Origin of the sequence: Streptomyces mutabilis (assembly GCF_046628145.1) — a bacterium.
Lineage (GTDB): Bacteria > Actinomycetota > Actinomycetes > Streptomycetales > Streptomycetaceae > Streptomyces > Streptomyces mutabilis.
Map to the genome: position 1 here is coordinate 217,593 of NZ_CP176874.1, position 25,244 is coordinate 242,836.

The window sequence follows — 25,244 nt, forward strand, 5'->3', positions numbered from 1 at the left end:
TCGCCGACCCGGTGTGTACATTTGTGCATACTTGGCGGATGGCGCGGGATCGTCGCCTGCCTGTCCCTCATTGTCTCCAACACCGGCGGAGCCCTTCCTTGACAGACCGTGCCGTACGCCGACGCCGCCGGGCGCTGTACCTCTTCTTCTTCCTCAACGGCATCGCCATGTCCTCATGGATCACGCGCACCCCGGACGTCCGTGACCGTCTGGGCGTGTCCACGGGGCAGATGGGGCTGGTGCTGTTCGGTCTGTCCGTCGGCTCGATGGCCGGCATCCTGTGTTCCGGCCGTTTCGTGTCGCGGTTCGGGACCAGACCCGTGACGGCTCTCGCCACACTGCTCGTCATCGCGAGCGTGGTCGTCGTGGGCGCGGGCAGCGCCCTCGGCTCCGCGCCGCTGGTCACCGCCGGCCTGTGCGTGTTCGGCCTGGGGGTCGGGGCGGGCGAGGTGGCGATCAATGTGGACGGTGCCGACGTGGAACGGATCACCGGCAGGGCGGTCCTGCCCACGCTGCACGGGTGCTTCAGCCTGGGCACCGTCATCGGCGGCCTGGCCGGCATGGCGGCCACCGCTGCGGCGTTCCCCGCCCACTGGCACCTCCTGGCGGTGGCCGCGGTGACGGCGGCGATCTTCGGATACGCCATCCGTGCCGTTCCCGTCGGGACCGGGGTCCGTGCCGCGGCGCCCGCTTCGGACTCCACGCGGCCCGCGGGCCCGCAGGTGTGGAAGGACCGGCGGCTCCTGATGATCGGGGCCATCGTCCTGGCCATGGCTCTCGCCGAGGGCGCCGCCAATGACTGGCTGCCGCTGCTCATGGTCGACGGCCACGGTCTCGGCGCCGCCGCCGGCTCGCTCGTCTTCGTGGGATTCGCCGCCGCGATGACCCTGGGACGCTTCGGCGGAACGTTCTTCCTCAACCGCTACAGCCGGGCGACCGTCGTGCGGGCCAGCGCGGTCTCCGGGGCCATCGGCCTGTCCCTGGTCATCTTCTCCGACAACACCGTCGTGGCCGCGGCCGCCGTCCTGTTCTGGGGGCTGGGCGCGTCCCTCGGCTTTCCGGTGGCCCTGTCGGCGGCGGGCGACTCGGGGCCCGACGAGACCGCCCGGGTCAGCCTCGTGGCCACGATCGGCTACATCGCGTTCCTGGTGGGGCCACCCATGCTCGGCTTCCTGGGCGATCACTACGGGCTGCGTCCGGCGATGGTCGTGGTCCTGGCGTTCGTCGCCACGGCCGTCCTCGCGGCCCCTGCCGCCGGTACCCGCGCATCCCGTCACCGCCGCAAAGCCGATACCGGCGTCCCCACCGAACTCGCCCTGGAGCGGCCGGGACAGCGCACCGAGGGATGACCGCGCGACCGGCGCACGTCGGGCGACGGCTCCCATGGTGTTCGGCCTGTTCAAGATCCTCGGCTACGACGCCAAGCCCCGCTTCCGTGACCTGAACGACCAGCGGATGTGGCGGGCGACCAAGCCCGGCGTGAAGACGAGTTTCCAGATCGATGCCGCCGCCCTGGACAGCCTCGACCGGCGTGACGAGGGGAGCGCCGAGACAGCAGACCGGCCCGCCCGGCCGAGGTGGCACAACAAGTGTGCGGGCCGCCGGGGTTCGTCGCCTCGTTCGACGACCTGCTGGCGCGGCTCGGCCCACGGATGGGGCCGGACTGGGGCCGGCGACTCCTAGGTTCTGTCGTCAAATGTCACGCCCACATCAGGAGTGAGGCGAGGGTGACGGCTGCCTCGTAGGACTGGGCGGTCTTGTCGTAGCGGGTGGCGATGCCGCGCCACTGCTTCAGGCGGTTGAAGCACCGCTCCACCACGTTGCGGTGTTTGTAGACCTCACGGTTGAAGGCCGGCGGGCGCCCGCCGCGGCTGCCTCGCCGGGCCCGGTTGCGTGCCTGGTCGGTGCGCTCGGGGATCGTGTGCGGGATGCCGCGGCGGCGGAGCCAAGCGCGGATCGCTTTCGAGCTGTAGCCCTTGTCGCCCAGGACGTGATCGGGCCGGGTGCGGGGTCGTCCCGGGCCGAGACGGGGCACCCGGATCGCTTCCATCACAGTGGTGAACCGGGTGCAGTCGTTGGCGTTGCCGCCCGTGACGGCGAAGGCGAGTGGTCGACCCCGGCCGTCGCAGGCCAGATGAATCTTGCTGGTCAGACCGCCTCTGGACCGGCCGAGGGCCGGGTCGCGGAGCCCCCTTTTCGGGCCCCGGCCGCATGCTGGTGGGCCCGGACGATGGTGGAGTCGACCGAGACCAGCCACTCGATGTCACCCGCCGCGTCTGCCTTCGCCTGCGCGGCCCGCAGCATCCGCTCGAACGTCCCGTCCGCCGCCCACCTGCGGAAACGCGTATGCAGCGTGGCCCACGGCCCGTAGCGCTCGGGCACGTCCCGCCAGGCCGTGCCGGTGCGGAACTTCCACACGATCCCGTTCAGGACCCGGCGGTCGTCCAGCCGCTTCCGTCCCCGCAACGACGCGGGCAACAACGGCCGGACGAACTCCCACTCGGCATCGGACAGTTCATGACGACGTATCACGACACCATGATCCACCAGCAGTGATCATTTGACGACACTGCCTAGGGCACTGCCTGCTGAGTCTTGAGAGGTTCGGCTGGGAGGCCGGCAACCGGGCCGAGGCATGCCGGTCGTCACTCGCCTGCTACCTGGCGAATCGGCCGCACAGTAGCGCAAGACTGGTCAACCTCGAGTCAGTGGGGCCAGGGGTTGCGGTGCTGGGCTCGGGTCTCGGCGTCATCGAGCAGTTCGGCGGTCGTCTCGGCGAGGACGCCGGGGTCCTGGGCGACGCGGCCCAGGGCGACGCCGTCCCAGTCGGCGGTCTGACGCAGCCGGGTGTAGGTGCCGGGGGTGACCGCGCCGCCGTAGAGGAAGCGCACGTCCTGGTCAGCGGTGGCGGCCCGCAGGGCGCGCAGTACGTGGCCGGCATGGTCGGGGTCGGCCGCCTCGTCACCGCCGATGGCCCAGACCGGTTCGTACAGCACGAGCGCGGGCTGGTCGGCCCGGACGCTCTTCAGGGCGGCATCGGCCTGTGCCACCACGTACTCGGCGGCGGTGACCGGACTCTGCGGATGCGTCTCGCCGACGCAGATCAGCGGTGTCATGCCGGCCTGAGCGGTGGCGCTCGCCTTCCGCCCGACGAGGTCGTCGTCCTCCTGGAACACGCGGCGGCGTTCGGCGTGGCCGACCATCACGTGGGTGCAACCGATCTCGGCCAGCAGGGCGGGGCTGACGGCCCCCGTCACGGCGCCACCCCTGGGCCAGACGTCCTGTGCCCCCACGGTCACACCGCTGCCGTCCATCCGGTCGCGGGCCGGAATCAGCAGGGGGTGGGGCAGGCAGGCGAAGAAGGACAGAGCGGCGAGCTTGTCGGCGAGCGGCAGGATCACGGTGTCCAGCCAGCGGAGCGTGTCCGCCAGGCCGAGGTTCATCTTGGTGCTGGTGCAGCTGATGACGGTCGAGGACGTGGTCTCCGGCACGTGCGGTCTCCTCTGGGCGTGCTGAGCAGGGGGGCGGCATGAGCACCGAGGCGGACGGCAGGGGTCATTCCAGGTTGTTGTGGCGTCCGAACATCGCGTCGGGAGCGATGTCGCGGGTGCGCTGGATGGCCAGGACGAGGCAGTCGAAGAAGACCAGTGCGCCCTGCTCGAACAGGGTTCCGACGAACTGGGTCGAGGCGTCCTGTTCGTGGTCCTGGCTGTACTCGGCGAGATGGACGACCAGGTCCGCGAGGTCAGCCAGCGGGGAGTCGGCGGCGGCGACGACGGCCGCCACCCGCGCCCCCGCCTCCTTCGCGGCGGTGGACCGCTGGACGACGGTCGGTGTGCGTCCGGAGCCGCTGCACGAGACGACCAGATCACCCGAGCCCACGGCGGGGCACGTGACGTCGGTGGCCACGTGGACGCGCAGTCCCAGGTGCATCAGGCGCATGGCGAACGCGTCCACCGCGAGTTTGGAGCGGCCCATCCCGAGTACGACGATGCGCCGGGCGTCGAACAGGGCGTGGACGAGGGCTTCGGCCTGGTCCTCGGCGACCCGCGTCAGCAGAGCGTCTATCTCGCGCACGACGGTGCGCCGGGCGGCGGCGAGGGGGCCGTCGACGCCCACGGCCAGAGGAGCCGGCGCAGCGGGCGGGTTGTTCGGGTCCACCATGATCAGTCGTTGGCCTTTCCACAGTGCGGCAGGAGATGGGCCGGGCGCTTCGTGATCGGGGCGTCCAGCTACCAGGTGTCGAGGTGGAGCACCTCGTCGAGCGGGTGCCGAGAAGCCGGCCGGAACGTTTCTCCGGTGGGATGTGCGACCGCCAGCAGCGCGGCCTGAGTCACCCCTTCGGGCAAACGCAGAATGCGGGCGGCCTCCTCGGCGTGTGTGAGGTGCAGGGCGGTGACCGCGCCCGCCAATCCCTGGGCACGCAGCGCGAGAAGGGTGCTCCAGATCGCCGGCCAGATGGAGCCGTAGTACACCGAGTGAGCCGGGTGATCGACCGGCTGGGGATAGCCCAGCTCCTCGAACACGGCACGGTGGGCTTCCGGCCCGGCGGCCATGCACGGCACGACGAGGACCGGGACATCCGGCAGGATCTTCACCAGGTGAGTGGAGGCCTCGTACACGCCGACCGGTACCTCCCCGCGCTCCACGCGCCGGCGCATCGAGGCCAGGTACGGCTGTGAGGCGACCAGGTACACGTCGGCGAGGCTGCGCCGGGTGTCCGGGTCGGTGATGACGATCCAGTGCCACGGCTGGTCGTTCGAACCGTTGGGCGCCTGCAGCGCCACCGCCAGCGCGGTACGCACGGCGGCGAGGTCGACGGGCCGGGTGGTGTCCAGCCGGCGGCGTACCGACCGGGTCGTGCTGAGCAGCCGCAGGCCCGCGGCACGGTCGTGGGCCGACGGCACGCACGGCATGGTCTCCTCGGGCCGTCCCGAGTCCGGCGACGTGCGAACGCCCATGAGGAAATACTCCGTCCATTGATCGATATGCGAGTGACATGAGAAGGCCTCAGGATGAACAGCCCTCACCCACCGGCGAATTGGTTCACCCTGCGGACAAGTCGTTCCTGGCGGCACGGAAAAGGGGAGAAATCAACACGGGAAATGTCTGATCGCTTCGCCGAGCCCGTAAACTCCCCCCGGCCCTTTTCGGACATGACTAGTGCGTACTCAACTTCTTTCACATGCTCAACAGGGCGTGGTGCGTGAGTGAACCGGTGACATGGTGACTGGCGACCATCGATGACACTTTGCGACGCCCGAAGGCACCCGTCCATAGTCACTCTGGGGGGGCGCATACCCGGCCTGTCGAAACACGCCCGGAGTGGACAGCCGACACCGCGAGCGGAAAAGGGCGGAAACACGGGCGGCGAGCGACTGAGCTGCGTCCCGGCCGACCAGGCCGTGACCCGCAGGCGGCTCGGCCAGCTCGGCGCACAGCGCCGGCAGCGTCAGCGACAATCTCCGCCGACCCAGGCGAAACCACGTACAAGACAAGACCGTCTTGACAGAGCCGACCGACCAGGCCCTGGCCGCGCCGGCGTCCCACGGTCAGTGGCACACGAGTCCGAGAGGCCCCTACCCCGCCAGCCTCACCAACGAACGCACTCCTGCATCCCCACCACCGGCGGACTCCAGCCGACCCGACAGACCGACGCGTCCCCGACCACCTGGCCCGGTGGTCGAAGGGTGAGCTGTCCGCCTTTCGAGGCGATCAGGTCGTGCAGGAAGCCCGGGTTTCCAAGTGCCTCAGAAGACCGGGTCGTTCCACCACCATGCGATGGACGGAAGCCGTCGGGGGTCTTGGCGGCTGGTGCGGGGAGCGTCGATCCAGTGGCCGACGGCTGCCTGGGCCGGGACGCGGGCCGGGGCGGCGGGGGCGATGCCGTCCGGGGTGAGGTAGCGCGGCACCCGCAGTGCCCATTCGATGTTGCCGCGGATGCCGTGCCCGAGGTCCGTGAGGTAGTGACGCAGGGGTGTGCTCGCGCGCGGGGTGATCTGGTCGCGCAAGGCTAGGAACCGTTCCAGCACGGCATCGCGCAGGCCGATCGCCTCGTCGACGGCCTGGCGGGGCGAGTAGTGGTGGTGGACCCTGAAGACGTTGACGATGTTCTGTTCGGTCTGGTGGCGGGTGGCCTCCCTGGTGCGGGAGTGGTGGTCGTTGTCGAGGGATGCGACCAGGATGGCCATCTCGGTCAGGGCGCGGACCGCGGGTGAGTCCATCTCGCGGTCGGACACTTCGAGGCCGTTGGCGATCTCCAGCATCGCGTAGGTGGGTTCGCCGCCGGCCGAGTGCAGGCGCATGGTGAGGTACTCGTCGAGGTCGGGCATGCGGCCGGTGGCCCGGTTGCCGATCTGCCACTGAACGCCGGTGAGCCAGGCGCGGTGGGCGTGCTGGAAGCGGCGGTTCTGGACGGGTCCGGCAGCCGCGCGAAACAGTTCCCCGATCTCGTGCAAGGCGGCGGTGTAGAGGTCGGCGCAGTGAAGAGGGCCGGGTACTTCCAGGGCGTGCTGCACCGAGAAGGCCATGGTGGCGAAGGCAGCGGGGTCGTCAGCGAAGGTACCTTCGTCGCAGCGGGCGTCGTCGAAGGCGAAACCCCAGTAGACCCACAACGCGGCGAGCCACAGCCGGTCCAGGTCGGCGTTCGGGGCGAAGCGTGCGTAGAAGTCGGCGCTGCGGCTGCCGGCGTACCGGGCGAGGTCGGTATCACCGCGGCACAGGCCGCTCCCGGCGAACCAGGCCAAGGCGCGCCGCTCGGCCTGCTCGGCTTCGGGGTGGACGGCGGATTCGATGGGACAGTAGAAGGGCGGGGTGTCAACGACGGTATCGGTCACCGGTTCTCCTTTCGCCGCGTCGACGACCGCGGTGCCGTACGGCGGACGCGGTCAGGTGGTCCGGACGACGGCGCGGGCCGCGATCTTCCGTAGCGCGGTGGCGATCTCGGGCGCGAGCGGGCCGTCGTCCAGGGCTCGCAGCGCCTGTTCGTACCGTTCGGTGATCATGCGTTCGACGGTTTCGCGGGCGCCAGTGTGCTGGAGGATGTGCCTGATCCGTGCGGCGTCGTCCTCGCTGAGATCCGCTCGGCCCACCAGTGCGTCGAGTGTCCTGCGCTGTTCGGACGTGGCGTGGCGGGTGGCGAGGGCCATGAGCACGGTGGCCTTGCCCGCGCGGAGGTCTTCGAGGACCGGTTTGCCGGTCAGGGCGGGGTCGCCGAAGACTCCGAGGAGGTCGTCCCTCATCTGGAACGCCTCCCCGAGGGGAAGCGCGTAGGCGGAGCACAGGGAGAGCAGGCGCCGGTCGGCGCCGGCGAGAGCGGCGCCCAGGTGCAGAGGCCGTTCGATGGTGTATTTGGCGGTTTTCAGGCGGGCGATGGTCATCGTCTTCTCGACGTCGTCGGTGGGCCGCCCGGTGGCCATGAGGTCCATGTGCTGGCCCAGCAGTACCTCGCCGCGCATCGCGTCGAGCAGCGGCAGTACGGCGTCGCGCTGCCGGTTGTTCAGACCGGCCGTGTTGACGAGGGCATTGGAGCAGATCAGAGCCAGGTCGCCGAGGAGGATGGCGGCGTGGACGCCGACGGTGTCGGCGTCCGGCCTGGCCCGGTGCCGGGCGGCGAAGGCCCGGTGAGCGCTGGGGCGGCCCCGGCGGGTGGGGCTGCCGTCGATGATGTCGTCGTGGATCAAGGCGAAGGCGTGGAAGACCTCCAGGCTCGCCGCCGTGCGCCACAGGGTCTCCTCGCCGTCGTCACCGCCGGCGGCGTGCCAGCCGAGGACGCACAGCAGGGGCCGGATGCGTTTGCCGGGTGCCAGGACGAAATCGGTCAGGGCCTGGGTCAGTTCGCCGGCGCGGCCCCGCTCGGAAGGGACTGAGGCAGGCGGACGCCGCAGGCTCTCGGCCAGGACGGTGTCGACGCGGTCGCGCAGGGCGTCGAGGTCGAGGGCGGGGGCGAGGTCGGTACTCATGAGCGGACTTCCTCCCTGCGGACGGCCAGCAGGCGGGGCGGGGGCGTGCTGGTCACCGCTCCTTGGCGTAGTGGTTCCAGAGCATCGTGGTGGCGAGCGCGAGGGACACCTCCGCCGCGCCTTTACGCAGGCCGGAGGAGCGGGTGGCCGCGCGGTGGCCATTGAGGTTCATGCGCATGGTCAGATCCCGGTTGGACAGGTCCTTGGTGATCCCCCTCAGCTGCTGAGGGGCAGCGGCGCCCGCCGTGATCACTTCCAGGGCCGTGCGGACCGCTTGCTGCGGGGAGAGCGATTCCTTGACCAGGTCTGTGACGATGCCGACCAGTTCTTCGGAGAAGACATCGATGAGGGAGAGCTCCGGGCACAGGTGCCTGATGGAACCCTCGATGTTGGCGAAGGATTTTCCCAGGATGGACACCATGGGGCTGGTGCGGATGCCGCGGCGGGTGGAGTGCTGCAACACGGCGGTGAGGGTCACCCCGAAGTTGAGCTCCTCCAGGGAGGCCGTGGCGATCTGCGGTACCAGCGACGCCATGTCACCGGCGAACGCCGCCGTGTTCGCCCACGAGGTGGCGCTTCCCATGTCGACCCAGGCCCTGGCCGTTCCGGCTCCGTCGTTCATCGCCAGGTTGAGGAGCATCAGCAGGATGCTGGTGCTCATGGGCCGGTCGATGCGTCCGACCATGCCCCAGTCGATCACGGTGGCCGGGTGGCCGGGTTCCACGAAGATGTTCCCCGGGTGGGGATCCGCGTGGAAGATGCGGTCGACGAAGTAGCCCCGGTACATGAAGGCGAGCAGGTCCTGCCCGATCGCCCTGCGCTCCTCGGCGCCGAACCGGTCCTTGTCGGCCTCCCGGATCGGCGACCCAGGGGCGAGGCCCTGAACCAGAACCCGTCCCGTGGCCTCGATCACCTCGGGCACCGCCACGTAGTCGAAGTCCTCCGCCGCTTTGGCCGCCTCGGTCATGTTCCGGGCTTCCATCACGAAGTCGAGCTCGGGCCGCATCGCGTCGAAGACCACCTTCAGCATGGCCTCGACGTCGATGACCTCGTTGAAACGCCAGGTCCGCCGGGAGGCGAAGCGGGACAGCGTGCCCATGAGCTTCATGTCCGCCTCGACCGTCTCACGCACACCGGGGCGCTGGATCTTCACCGCGACCGGCCGCCCGTTCGGCAGTTCAGCCCGGTACACCTGGGCCAGGGACGCGGTGCCCAGAGGGTGCTCGGTGTCGAAATCGCTGAACCGCCCGGCCCATCCCGGCCCCAGCTCCCGGCGGAGCACCGGCTCGAAGTCGCCGAACGGGGCGGGGGACGCCTCGTCCTGCAGCTTCTCGAACTCGTCGATCATCTGCGGAGTCACGATGTCGGGCCGGGTGGCAAGCATCTGGCCGACCTTCACGTAGAAGGGGCCGAGGCTCTCCAGAGCGCGGCGGACGTTGCGTGCCCGGCGTACGGCCCCCTCGTCCGCCCTGCCGGCGGGCGTGGTGGCGAGCGTCGCTTCCTGCCGGATCAGGTGGGCGAGCACGCGCATCAGCACTCGCCCCCGGCCTGCGCTCACCTGCCGTACTCCTGCGCCCGGTGGCCCGCGTCCCGCGGCATGGCCGCACCCCGGCCGGACCCGTGCCGTCGCGAATGGGCAAGCGGGGCGTCAGCGCGCATCGCGGATTCGGTCGATACGGTCGGCCAGACGCGCCAACTCGTCCCTCAAGGCTTCCGCGTCCTCCGACCCGCGTGCCCGCGGCACCCTGCCTCGGCTCCTCCCGGCGGCGTCCCCTTCCCCTCCCCCTTCCCCCCAGCGCCGGTCCATCCGCTCCCGGAGCAGTTCCAGTTGGTCCTTCAGTGCCGTAAGTTCGTCCGGGTCCTCGTCGTGGTGATCGTCGTCCAATCGGCGACGTGGGCCCTGCCGGGGGCCGGACGCGTAGGGCTCCCCCTCGTCCGGGCGGAGCCGCCGCGGTCTGTCACCGCGCCGGTGCCGACGGCCACGGCGCCCGTCACGGTCGCCGTCGTGGTCGTCTCGGTCGTGATGGCAGTCGCCGCGGTCGTCACAGTCGTCGTGGTCGTCGCAGTCGTCATGGCAGTCGTCGTGGTCGCGGCGGCCTCGGTGACGGTCGTCGTCGAGCGCCCGACTGACCGAACTCCGCAGGCCGCATTCGAATTCACCTGCTCTGTCCAGTCCGTCGTCCACGAGATCTTCCGTGGCGCGCACGATATCGCGCAACGCGTGACTGAACGACGTACGGGAACGGCGACGGGACATGCGGTGCACCCTTTCAGGAAACGAGGCGAGGAAAATCCGTGAGGCCCGAGAAATACACAGACCCTCGTTCATGTCCGCCCGCTCGGAATGCCGGGGGCGGTTTTCCGACTACTCTCATCCTGGCCCGTGAGATCGACCGAAAACGCCACCCATGCCCATTTCATTCAATCGAGCGAAGCGCATTTCCCGCAGGCTCGTGCACCGTCGCACGCCGTCGGCTTACTAGGGGCGCAACGGTATGTCAGGGCGGCAGCAGTCGCACGAGGCAGCCACATCACGGCCCGCTATTTGCTGATGATACACATATCACCACCCACGCATGACGCACACCGAGAAAAAATCAGTCACGCCTCGGAGGCGACGGATAAAATCCCGACATCCCAGCAAGGAAAAGCGTCATCGCGATCGGCATGGATTCGCCTCAACACATCAGGGAACCAATCCAGAAAGGTCCCGCATGTCATTCGTCGGGGAAACCCGGCGAGAGAAAGGAGGGCATCCCGTGGCGAGGATCAAAAGAATCGAGGCGCATGTCCGTACCGCCGACGTGCCGCATGGTGGAACACAAGGATGGGTCTACCTGGGCATCGCCGGCCGAGAGTTCGTGCTCGACGCCGGCGGGACCGCCAACGGCACCCGGACCGGTGACAACTGGACCTTCGTCCTCGGTGAGGACGCCAACGTCGAGAACCCCGCCTACAACGACCCGCGCAGGCCTCAGCTGGACACCGACGACCTCGACCGCTACCCCGTCTACGTGAGGTTCGAGCCCGTGGGCCCCGACCCCGCGTGGTGCCTGGAACGCGTCGTCATCAACGTCAACGGCGACACCGACCACCCGCACACCTTCGACAACCCCAACCTCGCCGACTTCGGGGAGGACCGCCGCCTGTGGCTGGGCCAGGAGTACGGCAAGCAGCTCTACCTCAAGCGGTATGACGACTGACGGCACCGGACGCGTCACGGCCGCCGCTTCCCGGGAGGCGGCGGCCCGTCCGCACCGGTTCGCCCGAACGGTCTGGCGGAGTGCTGCCGCGTCTCGGGAACATCGAACACGCTCCCCCGCACGTGCGCCCAGCTCCCGACACGGGGTTCGGGAGAGGCTCATGCGGCGACGGAGGTGTCGAACGGGTAGCGGCGACGGCCGGGAAAGCCGGTCGGACATGCTCAGCACTCGACCCAGCCCGCTGGATCGGCGGAAACCAGATAGCCGTCTCCGCGAGTCGAGGTGATCTGCGTCAGGTTTTCCGCGGCGACAACAGCGCGGCCGTGCCGGATCCTCCGGTTGAGGTGTGTCGGCCGGGGGTGGAGCTGGTCCGGTCCCGTCGGCTGCCGGGCTGCCGCTGCGGCAGCCTGCCGAGCGGTGGCGGCAGCTCGTTACGGACGAGGGGCATCATGCCCTGTGCGGCGGCCCTTGCTCGTGGCCGTGCAGGCCGAAGGCAATACGGGGGGCGAGTGCCCGCAGGAAGTCAGGGGCGTCGAAGATCTCGCCGGCGGAGGCGACGCCCGTGGCTCGGACGCGCCCGCTGAGCACGCGATCGAGGGCCTCGACGACGAGGGGCGCCGTGATGGCGTAGATGTCCTGGCCGGCGGCTGTGGCCCGGCGTTCGGCGCCGCCTGAGCGGACGGCGACGTCGACGAGGAAGGTCTGGTCGGAGCGTCCGCTTCCGTCTGCGGCGGTCGGTGCAGGTGTGTCAGGGGCGACGACGTCGCGGGCCGCCTCGGCGTCCATGTAGGTGGTCACGTCGGGAATGGCCAGATGCTGCGGGACGGTCACCACGTCCGCCATGGTGAACTCCGCGACCACGGACCGGCGTCCCACGGGTTCGGGGAAGGTCCACTGGAGGAGCGGCGCGGCATCGGTGCGGCGCTCCCACTGTCCGCCGCGGTAGCGCAGGCGTACGCCGCCGCGTCGCTCGCGGGAGACCGCGCCCGACAGCCGGGTTCCGGCGGTGGGGTGCCAGTTGCTGAGCGCGTAGGCGATGTGGGCCTCGTCGGCCGAGGCCCAGTCACCCATGGCCGCGGTGACCAGCAGGTCGCCGAGACCTCCGAAGAAGGCCATGGCCGGGACGACCACCGCTCCTTCGCCCCGGGCCCGCTCGCGGAAGTGTGCGAACGTATCGAGGTTGGCCTCGATCTCGGCGGCCACGTCCAGGTACGGGATGCCTGCCCGCAGCGCGGCTTCGATCACCGGGCTGGTCGTCGAAGCGAACGGGCCGGCACAGTTGATGACCGCCACCGCATTGCCCAGTGCTCGATCCAGCGAGGCCGGGTCGTCGACCGACGCCACCCGGGCCTGGAGCCCGCACTCGTCGGCCAGCTCGCCGAGCGCTTCGGCGTTGCGTCCGGACAGAACCGGAACGAATCCGCGTGCGGCAAGCTCCGCGACCACGAACCGCCCGGTGTGACCGTACGCGCCGAACACCGTCACCAGCCGGTCTGACGTCATGAGACTGCTCCCGTGTACTCGACTGTCCGCTGCGGCGTCGGTCCGCGTGCGGTCTGACACCCACATCCTGTCCCTCCGACGGGACCAGACGTGATCGTCGGAAACGACATGCCGCATACACTTTCGGACATGCATCGCGTCGCGCTGGCTGTCACCGAGGGCATGCTCCACTACGAACTGTCCATAGCTCTGGAGGTCTTCGGAGCGGACCTGACTCATCTCGTGGACCCGTGGTACGACTTCGCGCTCTGCGGACACGGCCCGGTGCGCGTCGGCCACTTCCGTCTGGAGCCCGACCACGGACTCGACCACCTCGCGCGGGCGGACACCGTGCTCGTGCCGGGCTGGGCCGACACCGACCTCGATCCCCCGGCGGAACTGGTCGACGCGGTTCGCGCGGCCCACGCGGCAGGCGCGCGGGTGGCTTCGCTGTGCACCGGCGCCTTCGTCCTGGGCGCCGCCGGCCTGCTCGACGGGAGACGCGCCACCACGCACTGGGCCCACACCGGGGAGCTGGCCCGGCGGCACCCGGCGGCGGCCATCGATCCGGACGTCCTCTACGTCGACAACGGCGACGTCCTCACCTCGGCGGGAAAGGCCGCCGCCATGGACCTGTGCCTGCACCTGGTCCGCCTGGACCACGGCTCGGCCAACGCCAACAAGATCGCCCGCCGCCTGGTCGTTCCCCCTCACCGCGACGGCGGGCAGGCCCAGTTCATCGCCACCCCCGTCCCCGAGCCGGGCCGCCATCACCCCCTTGCCGAACTCTTCCCGTGGGCCCTGCAACACCTCGACCAGCCCCTCACCGTCGAGGACCTCGCCCGTCGGGCCGGCCTGAGCTCACGCCACCTGGCCCGCCACTTCAAGCACCTCACCGGCACCACGCCCCTGCAGTGGCTCCACGCCCAACGCATTCGCCGGGCTCAGGAGTTGCTGGAAACCACCGACGACACCATCGACACCGTCGCCGAGACGTCCGGGATGGGCACCGCCACCACCCTGCGCCGCCACTTCCATCGCACCGTCGGCGTCCCGCCCGACACCTACCGCCGTACCTTCCGCCCTTGAAGAACAGTCCTGGGGCGGGATCGCACTTCACTGCGCAGGCCCAGGCGTACGGGATGGCACGCCCGGTCGTCAGTGCGTGCGGTGACTGCATGTCACCGCCCGGTTCGGCGGGTGTCGGGTGCCCGGTGGGCGGGCGTCCGACGCCGTGGTGGTCACACCCGGGGCCGGTCGGCCGTGGGGGCGACACTCGCCTGTGCGGGAACACGTGCCTCGGCGTCGCGGGCGGACAGCACGCGTCCGAGCCCGCCGGGCAGCCACCAGTTGGCGCGTCCCATGAGACGCATCAGGGCGGGCGCCAGCACCATGCGGACGACGGTGGCGTCCAGCACCACGGCGACCATCACCACGAAGCCGATCTGACGCAGGTCCTGGCGGTGGGTGCCGAGGAGGCCGGTGAGGCTCACCACGAGCACGCCCGCGGCCAGGCTGATGGGCAGCGCGGTGCGGCGCAGTCCGTGCAGGACGGCCGCGGCGTTGTCGCCGTGGGCCCGGTAGTGCTCGGCGATGCGGTGGACGAGGAAGACCTCGTAGTCCATGGACAGACCGAACACCAGGGTGAGCGTGATCAGCGGGAGCAGCGGGTTGACCGCGGGGTGGCCGAGGACGGGCGCGGCCAGGGCGAGCATGCCGAAGGCGGCGGCGACGCAGAGCAGGTTCATCGCGATCGCCTTGAGCGGCACGACGACGGAGCGGAAGACCAGGAAGGTCAGCACGAAAGTGCCGCAGCAGATCACCACCAGCACCAGCCCAACCTGGTCGTCGACCTCGGCCGTCAGGTCGTGGACGGTCGCGGCCGGACCCGCGATCAGCACGGGCTGCCCGGCGGGCAGCAGGCGGGGCACCAGGTCCTCGCGCAGATGTCGCTGCAAGGCCGCCGCGGCGTCGGTGTCCGGGGCCTGCCGCTCGCCGATCAGCACGAGTGTCAGTTCGCGGCCGTCGTCGATCGCGGTGGTGAGGAACACCCGCGGATCCTTGCGCAGTTCGGCGGTCAGGGACTGGGTCTCGACCGATCCGGCGTCCTCCGGGTGGGGCAGCGCGACCAGCGTCAGGCTCGCGATCCGGTCGTCCTCCATCCGGGCCAGCCCGGCGCCGAGCGTGGTGTCCGACAGGACCGCCCGGTCGAAGTGCAGCGCCGTGCGCAGCCCCAGCACCGGGGCCGCGGCCAGCAGCAGGAGCAGCACCGCGGCCGTCGCGTAGCGGCCCGGGTGGCGCAGCAGGTGGCCGGTCCAGCGTTCCCAAGCGGTGGGACCGGCCTTCGGACGGCGCCGTCCCGGCCGTGCCCAGGGCATCGGGGCCCATGCCAGGACCCGGTCGCAGGAGGCGAGCAGCGCCGGCATCAGGGTGAGCGAGGCGAGGGTGGCGGTCGAGGCGGCCAGCACCGCGGCGAGTGCCAGGGTCCGCATGTAGGCGATGTCGGTCAGGAGCAGGCCGACGGCGGTCGTGACGACGGCCGTGCCCGCCAGGACGACCGTGGCTCCCGCCGTGGCGGTGGCCTGCTCGGCGGCCCGTTCCGGGGGCAGGCCGGCGGCGCGGCGTCGGCGGTGACGCAGCGTCATCAGCAGGGCGTAGTCCAGGCCCACGCCAAGGCCGACGGTGGCGACCACGGTCACCGCGGTGGCGTCCACGCCGTGGGACAGCCCGGTCAGCGTCAGGACGCCGAGGCTCAGCACGATCGCGGTGCCGGCGAGCAGCAGGACCAGCGCGGCGGCCCCCACGGAGCCGAGTCCCACCGCCAGCAGCAGGGCCGCCGCGGGCACGGCGTACGTCTCGGCGGAACGCAGGTCCTCGGTGGTGGCACGGGCCAGTTCGGACAGGACCGGGTCCAGGCCGACCAGCGCGACGGACACCGCGCCGTCCGAGTGGTCGCGGGCGACCTCCTCGGCCCGTGCGTCCAGTTCCGGCAGCACACGGCGGGCGGTGTCCGTCGCACCGGTCACGCCGAGCATCACGTAGGCGTGGCGAGGGTGCTGGTCCTCGGTGCGGGGAACCGGCAGAGCGGCCCCCACCCTCGCGTGTTCCGACATCGCGTCGGTGACGGCCCGGGTGATGCGCCGGTACGCCGGGTCGTCGGCGGGCAGCGTGCGGGACGTGAAGGCAAGCATCACCTGCCGGCCGCCGATGTCCGGGAACCGCTCGGCGATCAGTTCGGACGCGGCGGCCGAGGCGGAACGGTCGACCGTGATGTCCGGTGGCTGCAGCATCCGGGGCAGGGAGGGGAGCACGGCGAGACTCGCGGCGACCAGGACCAGCCACCCGGTCATCACGGCGTACCGGTACCGCACCACGAAGGCTCCGATTCGGCGCACCCGCGCCTCCTTCCGCGTCGCTGTCGGGGGCCATTGGCTACCACAGGCGAACCGGGACGTTCTGGGCGCCCGGGGCGCTTCGCCCGGCGGCAGCGGCAGGGACGGCCGGGTGGCACAGGCCCGTGGGTCCGCCGGGGCGCTCCGCGGGGACTACTCGAAGGGGTGACGCGGTGCAGCGCGCGCGTTGACGTCGGGCCCGACGCACGGGTGCTGGTCCGGGGGCGTGGGCGGCGAGCCGCGCGTACCTGCGGGAGCCGGTCAGCCCGGTGGTTCCTCGGGGATGTGCCGTTGACGGCGGGCGCAGCCGGTGGACCGGCGGCGAGTGATCACCCCGGAGGGTGAACACCCGCGACAGGAGTCACGGTGAGCATCCGCTCGGCTACTGTCCGACGCGTGATTCGTGCGATGCCCTTGGCGGCACCCCGTTCGCGCCCGGCCCGGGTCCCCTGCCGGACGGGTACCGGAACGCGGGAGCGTGTGTGCTGACCGCCATCACCGGTGCCACCGGCCTCCTGGGCCTGCACCTGGTGCGTGAAGCGCTGGCGCGTGGGAGGCGGCTGCTGCTGCTCGCGCGCCGGCATCCGCTGCCGGCCACCGTGCGCGTGGAACGGTTCCTGCGGGCGTGCGGCGCGGGCGCGGAAGAACTGCGGACGGCTCGTACGCGCGTGGAGACGCAGGAGATCGTGCTGGAGGACGGCTTTCTCGGGCTGGGGCGCGAGGGCTTCCTGCGGCTCGCGGACCGGATCGACGTCCTGTGGCACTGCGCCGGTGACATCTCCTTCGCCGCGGACCTGCCACGGGCGCGGCGCACAAACGTCGACGGGACACGGCACGTACTGCGCCTCGTGACGGCCGGCGAGCGGGCGCCCCTGCTGTGCCACATCAGCACGGTCGCCGTGGCGGGGGCCCGGCCCGACGGAGTCGTCGAGGAGAAGGAGCTGGACGCTTCCTTCGGCTTCAACACCCCGTACGAGCAGTCGAAGTTCGAGGGCGAGGGACTGGTGCACCGCTGGGTGTCCGAGCACGGTGGCCGGGCAGTCGTCTTCCGCCCGAGCTGCCTGGCCACCCGACGGCCCGCGCACCCCGACCGTCCCAGCCATCCTCTTCAGGTGCTGGCGGAGCGGGTGGGTACCGTGCTCCGCCGGCATCCCGGGCCGGTGACGCTGCCGGTGCCCGAGGGCGCCAGGACCAACGTCCTGCCGGTCGAGCACGCCGCGTACGCGATGACGGAGGCCGCCGGACGGCAGTACGGGGACCTGCCGCGCGTCTGCCACGTCGTCAACCCGCGCCACCTGCCGGTGACCGAGGTGATCGCGGCCCTCGGTGACCACTTCGGCGTCCCCGTGGACACCACCTGGCATTCCACGCCGGGCTCGATCGACGTGCGGCTCGCGCTCCCCGCGTACGCGTGCTGGCTGTCGTTCTCCCGCACCTACGAGGACCGCGCTCTGGCCGGGCTCGGCCTCGCCTGGCCCGACCGGCCCGTCGTCGACCGGGACTACGTCGCGGCGGCACTGCGCTGACCGTGCCCGCGACCGCGAACGGCCGGCCCCCGCTCCTGCCCAACGACCTCAAGGAGACCGTTTTGCCCACGCCCCCCGACCCCGTCCGCGCGTCCGGGCCCGACACGCCGATCGCCCTCGTCGGCGCCGCCTGCCGCCTTCCCGGGGGCATCACCTCCCTGGGCGGCCTGTGGACGGCCCTGAGCGAGGGCCGGGACCTGGTCACCGAGGTCCCCGCGGACCGCTTCGACGCCTCCCGGTTCCTCGACCGGGACCCCCGCCGCCCCGGCAGGACGTACACCGTCGCGGGCGGGTTCCTCCAGGAGCACGACCGATTCGACGCCTCCTACTTCGGCATCTCGCCGCGCGAGGCCGCCCACATGGACCCGCAGCAACGGCTGCTGCTGGAGATGGCGGTCGAGGCGCTGGACGACGCCGGGCTGGACGCCGACCGGCTCGCGGGGACGGACACCGCCGTCTTCGTCGGCTGCGCCGGGTCGTCCGCGCTGGCCCTGATGGGCACCGTCCCGGACAGGACCGGGCCGTACACCATGACCGGCGGGGCCAACTCCATCGTCTCCAACCGGTTGTCGCACGTCTTCGACCTGCGGGGCCCGAGCATCACCGTCGACACCGCCTGTTCGTCGGCCCTGACGGCGGTGCACCAGGCGTGCGAGGCGCTGCGCACCGGCCGCAGCCGCACGGCCTTCGCGGCCGGCATCGGCCTGCTGCTCGACCCCCACCCCTACGTCGGGTTCGCCAAGGCGTCGATGCTGTCCCCGACCGGCCGGTGCCGGGCCTTCTCCGCCGACGCCGACGGGTTCGTACGGGCGGAGGGCGGGGCACTGGTCGTCCTCAAGCCGCTCGCCGACGCGCTCGCCGACGGCGACCGGGTGCACGCGGTGATCCGGGCGTCCGGCGTCAACAGCGACGGGCGCACCCAGGGGATGGCCCTGCCCAGCAGCGAGGCGCAGGAGGAGCTGCTGCGCACGCTCTACCGGGACGCCGGGGTGTCCCCGGACGCACTGGTGTACTTCGAGGCGCACGGCACCGGAACGCGGGCCGGGGACCGCGCCGAGTGCCAGGCGGTCGGCAGGGCCCTCGCCGCGGCCCGTACCAGGGGACCGCTGCCCATCGGCACGGTCAAGAGCAACCTGGGGCACCTCGAGGCGGCTTCGGGCATGCCGGGGCTGCTCAAAGCGTGCCTGGTGCTGCGCCACGGGCACATCCCCGCGAGCCTGCACGCCGAACCGCTCGCCACCGACATCGACTTCGCCGGGCTCGGGCTCGAGCCGGCCGTGACCGCGAGGCCGGTACCGGCCTGCGAGGGCCGCGGTGCGGTAGGGGTCAGCTCCGCGGGGTTCGGCGGCGCGAACGCACACGTCCTGCTCGAAGCGGCGCCCGCTCCCGCCCCCGCGCGGGCGGAGGCCGCCCGGCCGCAGGGCGGTGCGCTGCCCGTGCTGGTCTCGGCCCGCACCGAGGACGCGCTGACGTCCGCCCTGCACCGGACGGCCGACCACCTGGAGACCGTCGGACCCGACTCGTTCTACGACACCGCCTGGACCGCCTGCCGCCGACGGCACCCTCACCCGCACCGCGCGGTGGTACTGGCCCGCACCCCGGAAGAGGCCACCGACCGGCTGCGGGACCGGGCCGCCTCCCCGGCCGTACCGCAGCCGCCCGTCACCGGGCAGCCCGGAAGCGGAAGGGTGGTGTTCGCGTTCTCCGGGAACGGGTCGCAATGGCACGGGATGGGCGCCGACCTGATGGCCACGGTGCCCGCCTTCCGCGCCGCCGTGGCGGAAGCGGACGCCGTGCTCTCCCCGCTGCTCGGCTGGTCGGTGGCCGGGGAACTGGCCGCGCCGGGCGGGAGCTCGCGCATGGCGTGCACGGAGGTCGCCCAGCCCGCGCTGTTCGCCCTGCAGTGGGGGCTCGTGGCCGCCCTGGCCGAACAGGGGGTGCACCCCGACGTGGTCCTCGGGCACAGCGTCGGCGAGATCGCCGCCGCCTGTGTCGCTGGGGCGCTGGACCTGCCCGCCGCCGCGCGAGTGGTGGCCGAGCGCAGCCGGCTGCAGGCCACCACCGCCGGCAGTGGCCGCATGGCGGCGGTGGGGCTGCCCGAGCGGGAGACCCGCGCGCTGCTCCTGCCGTACGGCGGGAAACTGGAGATCGCCGCCGTCAACAGTGTCCGTGACGTCACCGTCAGCGGTGACGAGACGGCCCTGAAGGAGCTCGGACAGCACCTCGCGGACCGGGACGTGTTCTTCCGACCGCTCGACCTCGACCACGCCTTCCACAGCCGGCACATGGACCCGCTCGCGCAGCCCATGAAGGCGGCACTGGCCGATCTGCGCCCGGGGGCGCTGCGGCTGCCGTTCGCCTCCACCGTCACCGGCCGGCTCCGCCACGCCGAGGAGGGAGTCGGTCTGGACGCCGGGTACTGGTGGCGCAACCTGCGGCGGCCGGTGCTGCTCGCCGACGCGCTCGCCGCCGTGCTGGAGGAAGGCTGCGGGGCGCTCGTCGAAGTCGGCCCGCACCCGGTGCTGACCGCCTATCTGCGCCGGGCCGCCGAGTCGGCAGGGGTCCCGGCCGCGGTCCTGCCCACCCTGCGCCGCCACGGGCCGGGCGCGGACGCCCTGGAGGAGACGGTCGGGGGCGTCCTGGCCGCGGGGGCCGGGGACTGGTCGGCGTTCTTCCCCGTGCCCGGACGGGTCGCCGATCTGCCGCCGTACGCCTGGCAACGTGAGAGGTACCCGCTGCCGCCGGCCACGTCCTGGACCCGGACCTGCGGGAGCGGCGCCCTGGACCACCCGCTGCTCGGCGAACGGGCCGCGGCCCTGGAACCGGGCTGGCACCAGCGTCTCGACCCGGCCCGGCTACCGTGGCTCGCCGACCACAAGGTGTCCGGCGCGGTGCTGATGCCGGCCGCCGGGTACGTCGAGGCGGTCCTGGCGGCCGGGAGCCGGGTCCTCGACGGGCCCCTGGAGGTGACGGCGTTGACCTTCCAGCCGCTCACCCTGCCCTGGGACGACCCGGACATGGAGGTCTGGCTGCACACCTCCCTGTCCGACGAGGACGGCGTGGTGCGCGTGGCGAGCCGGGCCGGTGGGACCGGGCAGCCGTGGCGGGCGCACGCCCGCGGGCGGGTACGGCGTCTGCTCGGCCGCGCCCCCGGGGGTCTCGACGGTGGGCGGCACGGCGACCTGCCCCGGAGCGCCGCGGCGGACGAGGTGTACCACCGGGCCCGTCGCGGCGGAGTGGACTACGGCCCCTCGTTCCGCGTCCTCGAGTACGTCCGCACCGACGGCCGCGAGTCGGAGGCCCGCTACCGGGCCGACCACCTCGACGTCGCGGACTATCTCGCGCACCCGGCGATCCTCGACGGTGCACTGCAGGCCGGCGCCGTGCTGCTGGACGACGCCGACGAGACGGCCTTCCTGCCCGCGGCCGTCGACACCGTCCGCCTCTGGCGTCCGCCGACCGCCACCGGGCACGTCCGGGTGCGCGCCCGGTCCGCCACCGCTGCCGAGGCCGTCTGGGACGTCACCGTCGTCGACGAGGACGGCGCGGTCTGCGTGGAACTCCTCGGCTGCCGGCTGCGCCGATTCGACACCGGGGTCCGGCCCGCGGTGAGCGAGTGCGTCACCGAACTGCGCGCCGCCCCGCGTGCCGAGCACGGCGCGTCCTCCGCACCGCTCCCCTGCCCACGAGCCGGAGGGAGAACGACCGCCGCCCCGGTCGACGCGGCCCTTTCCGAGGCCGAGATCAGCCGGGCGCTGGAACTCATGGCGGCGCTCAAGCGCGTGTCGGCGCACTTCGCGGTCTGCGCCGTCGAGGAGATCCTGCCGGGCGAGGCGTGTCCCAGCTGGGCCGGGCTGAGCGGCGCGGGCGTGCTGCCCGAGTACGAGCCCCTGCTCGGCGTCCTGCTGGAGGTGGCCGAGGAGTACGGTCTGGTGGCGGGCGCGGACGCCTTCCGCTCCGGGGGCGCCTGCCGGCTCCTGTCCCCCGGGCGTCCCGAGGAGGCGGTGCGCGCGCTGGCCGCGGGCCCGCTGGGGCGCGGCCCGGAGCTGACCGCGTACGGCATGTGCGGTCGGCGGCTGCCGGACGTCCTGACGGGGCGCTGTGACCCGCTGGAGCTGCTGTTCTCCGAGTCCGGCCGGTACCTGACCGAGGAGCTGTACACCTCCTCGCTCCAGTCGGAGGTCGCCCACCGCGCCCTGCGGTCGGCGGTGCGCGCCCTGGTCGGGACCTGGCCCGCCCATCGCACGCTGCGTGTGCTGGAGGTGGGTGCCGGCACCGGCGCCACCACGCGGGTGGTGGCGCCCCACCTGCCGCGCGAGCGCACCCGGTATCTCTTCACGGACGTCTCCGAGTCCTTCTTCCCCCGCGCGCGGGGACGGCTCGCCGCCCACGACTTCATCGAGTGCCGGACCCTGGACCTCAACCGCGACCCGCGGGAGCAGGGCTACGCGGAGGGGTCCTTCGACGTCGTCATCGCCTCCAACGTCCTGCACGCCACGGAGGACGTGCGCGGCGCCCTGGGCAGGCTGTCGTTCCTTCTCGCGGACGACGGCCACCTGCTGCTGCAGGAGATGCACGACACGGCGGCCTGCGCTCTGGTCTTCGGGCTCCTGAGGAGTTTCTGGAACCGCACCGACCTCACTGAACGCCCCCGCACCCCGCTGCTGCCCCGTGGGCGCTGGCGGGAGCTGCTCAAGCAGACCGGCTTCGGAGATGTCGCACACACCGACGTGGGGGGCGGGCTGGAGCGGGTCGCCTCCGTCATCAGCGCGCGGCGCGCGCCCCGTCCCCACGCCGTCGCGGTCCGGCCGCCGTTGCCCCGGGCGGGTGAGAAGTCGGCCTGGATCATCGTCGGGGAGCCGGACTGCGGCATCTCGGCCGGACTGGCCGAGTCCCTGGAGACGGTCGGCGGCACGGTGCTCCGGACCGGGCCGGACGCCGGCCCCGGAGAGTGGGCGGGCCTGCCGGCCGGCGGCGACCCCGACATGTCCGCCGTCACCGTCGTCCTGGTCACCGGCTCGGACGCGCAGCCTCCGGGTGCCGCGGCGCCCACCGCGCGCCAGGTCACCGACCGATGCGTGCGGTACACGGCGACGCTGCGGAACGCGTCGTCCCTGCTGTCCCGCCTGCCCTCGGACGTCTCCCGCGCGCTGTGGCTGGTGGCGCCGACGGCCGGGGCGACGCCCGCGCCGGAGCCCGCCTCCGTCCCCGCCGCCGCGGCCTGGGGCGCGGCGCGCTCCCTCGCCAACGAGCACGGCCGGATCGCCGTACGGCGGCTGGCGGCGGACTACGACGGCGGCGCGGAGGCCGTGCGGAGGATCGCGGCCGAACTGCTGGACCCGGGCGACGAGGACGAGATCGTCACCACGGAGCACGGCCGGTTCGTGACGCGGGTGACCGACCGCCCGGCCGGGCCCGCGCCGTGTGCCCCGCCGGAGCCCGGCGGCTACGCCCTGCACGTGCGACGGCCGGGCCCCGCGTACGACCTGGTGTGGCGCCCGGCCTCGCCACCCGCGCCGCCCGGCCCCGGCGAGGTGTCCCTCGAGGTCCGCGCGGCCGGTCTCAACTACCGCGACGTGCTCCAGGCGCAGGCCGTGCTCCCGCCGCAGCCCGCAACCGACGGCGGCCATGAACACCCCGTCGGCTACGAGTGCGCCGGGGTCGTCACCGCCGTCGGCGACCAGGTGTCCGGGTTCGCCCCCGGCGACCGGGTCTGCGCCCTGTTCCGGGGCGCCCTGCGCTCGCACCTGACCGTCGACGCGCGAGCCGTGTTCCGGGTCCCCGACGGGATGGACCTCACCGCGGCGGCCACGGTCCCGCTGGCCTTCCTCACCGCCCACTACGGCCTCGGGCACGTCGCCCGGCTGAGCAGGGGGCAGACCGTCCTCGTGCACGCGGCCGCCGGTGGCGTGGGCCTGGCCGCCGTCCAGTACGCACAGCGGGTCGGCGCCCGGGTCTTCGCCACCGCGGGCACGGAGCACAAGAGGAACCTGCTGCGCCTGCTGGGCGTCGACCTCGTCGCCGACTCGCGCACCCTCGACTTCGCCGAGCAGGTCCTCGAGGCCACCGGCGGGCGCGGTGTGGACGTGGTCCTGAACTCGCTCAGCGGGGAGGCCGTCACCCGCAGCCTGGAACTGCTGAGGTCCGGCGGCCACTTCGTGGAACTCGGCAAGCGGGACCTCGCCGCCAACGAGCGCCTGCTGCTGGGCCCGTTCCAGCGGGCCCTGTCCTTCTGCGCCGTCGATCTCAACGAGATGGTGCTGCAGGACCCGGACCGGGCGGGACAGCACGTCGGTCCGCTCGCCGAGGGCATCGCCGACGGCACGTTCCAGCCGGTGCCGCACTGGGTACGGCCCGCCGCCGAGGCCGCGGATGCCTTCCGCCTGCTCCAGCACTCGCACCACGTCGGCAAGCTCGTCATCGCCTTCGACGAGACCCCGCCCCTCGCCCCTTACCCGGCGCGGCACTCGCCCGACCCGGAGGGCACTTATCTGGTGACCGGCGGACTCGGGGGCTTCGGCGCGGCCACCGCGCGCTGGCTCGCCGAGTGCGGCGCCCGCCACCTCGCCCTGGTCGGCCGCCGGGGCGAGCGGACGCCCGGGGCCCCGGAGATGCTGAGGGAACTGCGCGGTCGGGGGGTACGGGTCACGGCGCACGCCGCCGACGCGTCCGACATCGAGGCGATGCGCGCCGTCTTCGACTGCGCCGACCGTGACGGGCATCCGGTGCGCGGTGTCGTGCACGCGGCGATGCACCTGGACGACGCCCCGCTCACCGACCTGGACGACGCGCGCCTGTCGGCGGTGCTCGCCCCGAAGGTCGGCGGGGCGCTGGTCCTCGACGAGCTGACCCGTGGCAGGCGGCTCGACCTGTTCGTCCTGTACTCGTCGGCCGCCGCGCTCATCGGCAATCCCCACCAGGCCGCCTACGTCGGTGCCAACGTCGCCTTGGAGTCCCTCGCCCGGGCCCGTCGCCGCCGCGGGGAGGCCGCGCTGGCCGTGCAGTGGGGCGGCATCGACGAGGCCGGTTACGTGGCCCGGCTGGAACTGACCAGGATGCTGGAAGGCAAGGGCATGGGCCTGCTGACGCCGCGTGAGGCGCACTCGCGTCTGGGCCGGCTCCTGACGGAACCGGCGGAGGTCGTCGCGGTGGGCCGGATGACGTGGGAGGCGCTGCGCTCGTTCTGCCCGGCCGCGGACTCCCCGCGGCTGAGTCCGGTCCTGGCGCCGGCGCAGAAGGTGGCCGGGCACAGCGGCGGCGACCTGCGCGAGCAGTTGGCGTCCCTGCCCCCAGGGGAGGCGCGCGAACTGGCCTTGCGGGCACTGGCCGAGCTGGCCGCCACCGTCCTTCAGACGGTTCCGGAACGGGTCCCGATGGAACGGCCGCTGGGCGACCTGGGGCTGGACTCCCTGATGGCGGCCGAACTCGCCGTCCTGGTGCAGCGCCACTTCGACTGCCAGATCCCTGCCATCGAGGCGATCGCCAATCCGACCCTGACGGCTCTGGCCGACCTGGTCCTCAGGCAGCAGTCCGCGCGGAGCGGCGGCGGGGCACTGCCGGCCCAGCAGACGGGTCCCGGGCAGACCGCTCCCCGACCGGTGGCGGCCGCTCCGGCCGCACGACTGTGACCGGGCCCGGTGCCCGCACCGTCACGGCGACGGCCGCGGGCACCGGGCCGTC

At 72.4% G+C, this 25,244-nt stretch carries 15 protein-coding genes and 1 pseudogene; 7 read left to right on the forward strand and 9 right to left on the reverse strand.

Features of this window, described 5'->3' with window-relative positions; genetic code table 11:
• Positions 1 to 38: 38 nt before the first annotated feature.
• Positions 39 to 1,349, forward strand: a complete 1,311-nt coding sequence (locus ACLIN4_RS01090; RefSeq protein WP_411575387.1) for an MFS transporter — start codon at positions 39 to 41, stop codon at positions 1,347 to 1,349.
• 34 nt (positions 1,350 to 1,383) lie between these two features.
• A pseudogene (locus ACLIN4_RS01095) lies at positions 1,384 to 1,488 on the forward strand (Tn3 family transposase); the annotation flags it as partial.
• A gap of 211 nt (positions 1,489 to 1,699) precedes the next feature.
• Here the strand turns inward: ACLIN4_RS01095 and ACLIN4_RS01100 are convergent.
• The 7 genes from ACLIN4_RS01100 to ACLIN4_RS01130 all read right to left on the reverse strand — a co-directional run bounded on the left by ACLIN4_RS01100 (position 1,700) and on the right by ACLIN4_RS01130 (position 9,519).
• A protein-coding gene (locus ACLIN4_RS01100) for an IS5 family transposase (protein ID WP_382087076.1) occupies positions 1,700 to 2,529 on the reverse strand; the annotation gives its coding sequence in 2 pieces (ribosomal slippage) (positions 1,700 to 2,190 and positions 2,190 to 2,529; 831 coding nt in all).
• 176 nt (positions 2,530 to 2,705) lie between these two features.
• Entirely contained in the window at positions 2,706 to 3,491 is a 786-nt protein-coding gene (locus ACLIN4_RS01105; RefSeq protein ID WP_388170778.1) for a triose-phosphate isomerase, read from the reverse strand.
• Between the two features lie 64 nt (positions 3,492 to 3,555).
• Positions 3,556 to 4,164: a 6-phospho-3-hexuloisomerase gene (gene hxlB / locus ACLIN4_RS01110; RefSeq protein WP_381914277.1), complete on the reverse strand. Its 609-nt coding sequence runs from the start codon at positions 4,162 to 4,164 to the stop codon at positions 3,556 to 3,558.
• Between the two features lie 68 nt (positions 4,165 to 4,232).
• Positions 4,233 to 4,961, reverse strand: coding sequence for a nitroreductase family protein (locus ACLIN4_RS01115; RefSeq protein ID WP_381914275.1), 729 nt, complete (start codon positions 4,959 to 4,961; stop codon positions 4,233 to 4,235).
• A 789-nt stretch (positions 4,962 to 5,750) separates the two neighbouring features.
• On the reverse strand, positions 5,751 to 6,836 hold the full coding sequence (locus tag ACLIN4_RS01120; RefSeq protein ID WP_107476470.1) for a terpene synthase family protein: 1,086 nt from the start codon (positions 6,834 to 6,836) through the stop codon (positions 5,751 to 5,753).
• 51 nt (positions 6,837 to 6,887) lie between these two features.
• On the reverse strand, positions 6,888 to 7,961 hold the full coding sequence (locus ACLIN4_RS01125) for a polyprenyl synthetase family protein (RefSeq protein ID WP_411575388.1): 1,074 nt from the start codon (positions 7,959 to 7,961) through the stop codon (positions 6,888 to 6,890).
• 52 nt (positions 7,962 to 8,013) lie between these two features.
• A complete protein-coding gene (locus tag ACLIN4_RS01130) occupies positions 8,014 to 9,519 on the reverse strand; it encodes an ABC1 kinase family protein (RefSeq protein ID WP_257101440.1) in 1,506 nt (501 codons plus the stop codon).
• Positions 9,520 to 9,828: 309 nt separating this feature from the next.
• Between ACLIN4_RS01130 and ACLIN4_RS01135 the strand changes: the two genes are divergently transcribed.
• Both ACLIN4_RS01135 and ACLIN4_RS01140 read left to right on the forward strand, forming a co-directional pair.
• Positions 9,829 to 10,260, forward strand: a complete 432-nt coding sequence (locus ACLIN4_RS01135) for a hypothetical protein (RefSeq protein ID WP_289909300.1) — start codon at positions 9,829 to 9,831, stop codon at positions 10,258 to 10,260.
• Between the two features lie 460 nt (positions 10,261 to 10,720).
• Positions 10,721 to 11,164: a hypothetical protein gene (locus ACLIN4_RS01140; RefSeq protein ID WP_257101439.1), complete on the forward strand. Its 444-nt coding sequence runs from the start codon at positions 10,721 to 10,723 to the stop codon at positions 11,162 to 11,164.
• A 447-nt stretch (positions 11,165 to 11,611) separates the two neighbouring features.
• Here ACLIN4_RS01140 and ACLIN4_RS01145 read toward each other — a convergent pair whose 3' ends face one another.
• A complete protein-coding gene (locus ACLIN4_RS01145) occupies positions 11,612 to 12,667 on the reverse strand; it encodes a saccharopine dehydrogenase family protein (RefSeq protein ID WP_289909301.1) in 1,056 nt (351 codons plus the stop codon).
• 129 nt (positions 12,668 to 12,796) lie between these two features.
• On the opposite strand from ACLIN4_RS01145, the gene ACLIN4_RS01150 reads away from it, so the two are divergent.
• On the forward strand, positions 12,797 to 13,735 hold the full coding sequence (locus tag ACLIN4_RS01150; RefSeq protein WP_289909302.1) for a helix-turn-helix domain-containing protein: 939 nt from the start codon (positions 12,797 to 12,799) through the stop codon (positions 13,733 to 13,735).
• A gap of 152 nt (positions 13,736 to 13,887) precedes the next feature.
• Here ACLIN4_RS01150 and ACLIN4_RS01155 read toward each other — a convergent pair whose 3' ends face one another.
• Positions 13,888 to 16,041, reverse strand: coding sequence for an MMPL family transporter (locus ACLIN4_RS01155; RefSeq protein WP_107476467.1), 2,154 nt, complete (start codon positions 16,039 to 16,041; stop codon positions 13,888 to 13,890).
• Between the two features lie 479 nt (positions 16,042 to 16,520).
• Between ACLIN4_RS01155 and ACLIN4_RS01160 the strand changes: the two genes are divergently transcribed.
• Both ACLIN4_RS01160 and ACLIN4_RS01165 read left to right on the forward strand, forming a co-directional pair.
• Entirely contained in the window at positions 16,521 to 17,564 is a 1,044-nt protein-coding gene (locus tag ACLIN4_RS01160) for an SDR family oxidoreductase (RefSeq protein ID WP_411575389.1), read from the forward strand.
• A 62-nt stretch (positions 17,565 to 17,626) separates the two neighbouring features.
• The gene (locus tag ACLIN4_RS01165; protein ID WP_411575390.1) at positions 17,627 to 25,192 is read left to right on the forward strand and encodes an SDR family NAD(P)-dependent oxidoreductase; all 7,566 of its coding nucleotides are present in this window, start codon (positions 17,627 to 17,629) and stop codon (positions 25,190 to 25,192) included.
• The last annotated feature ends 52 nt before the right edge of the window (positions 25,193 to 25,244 follow it).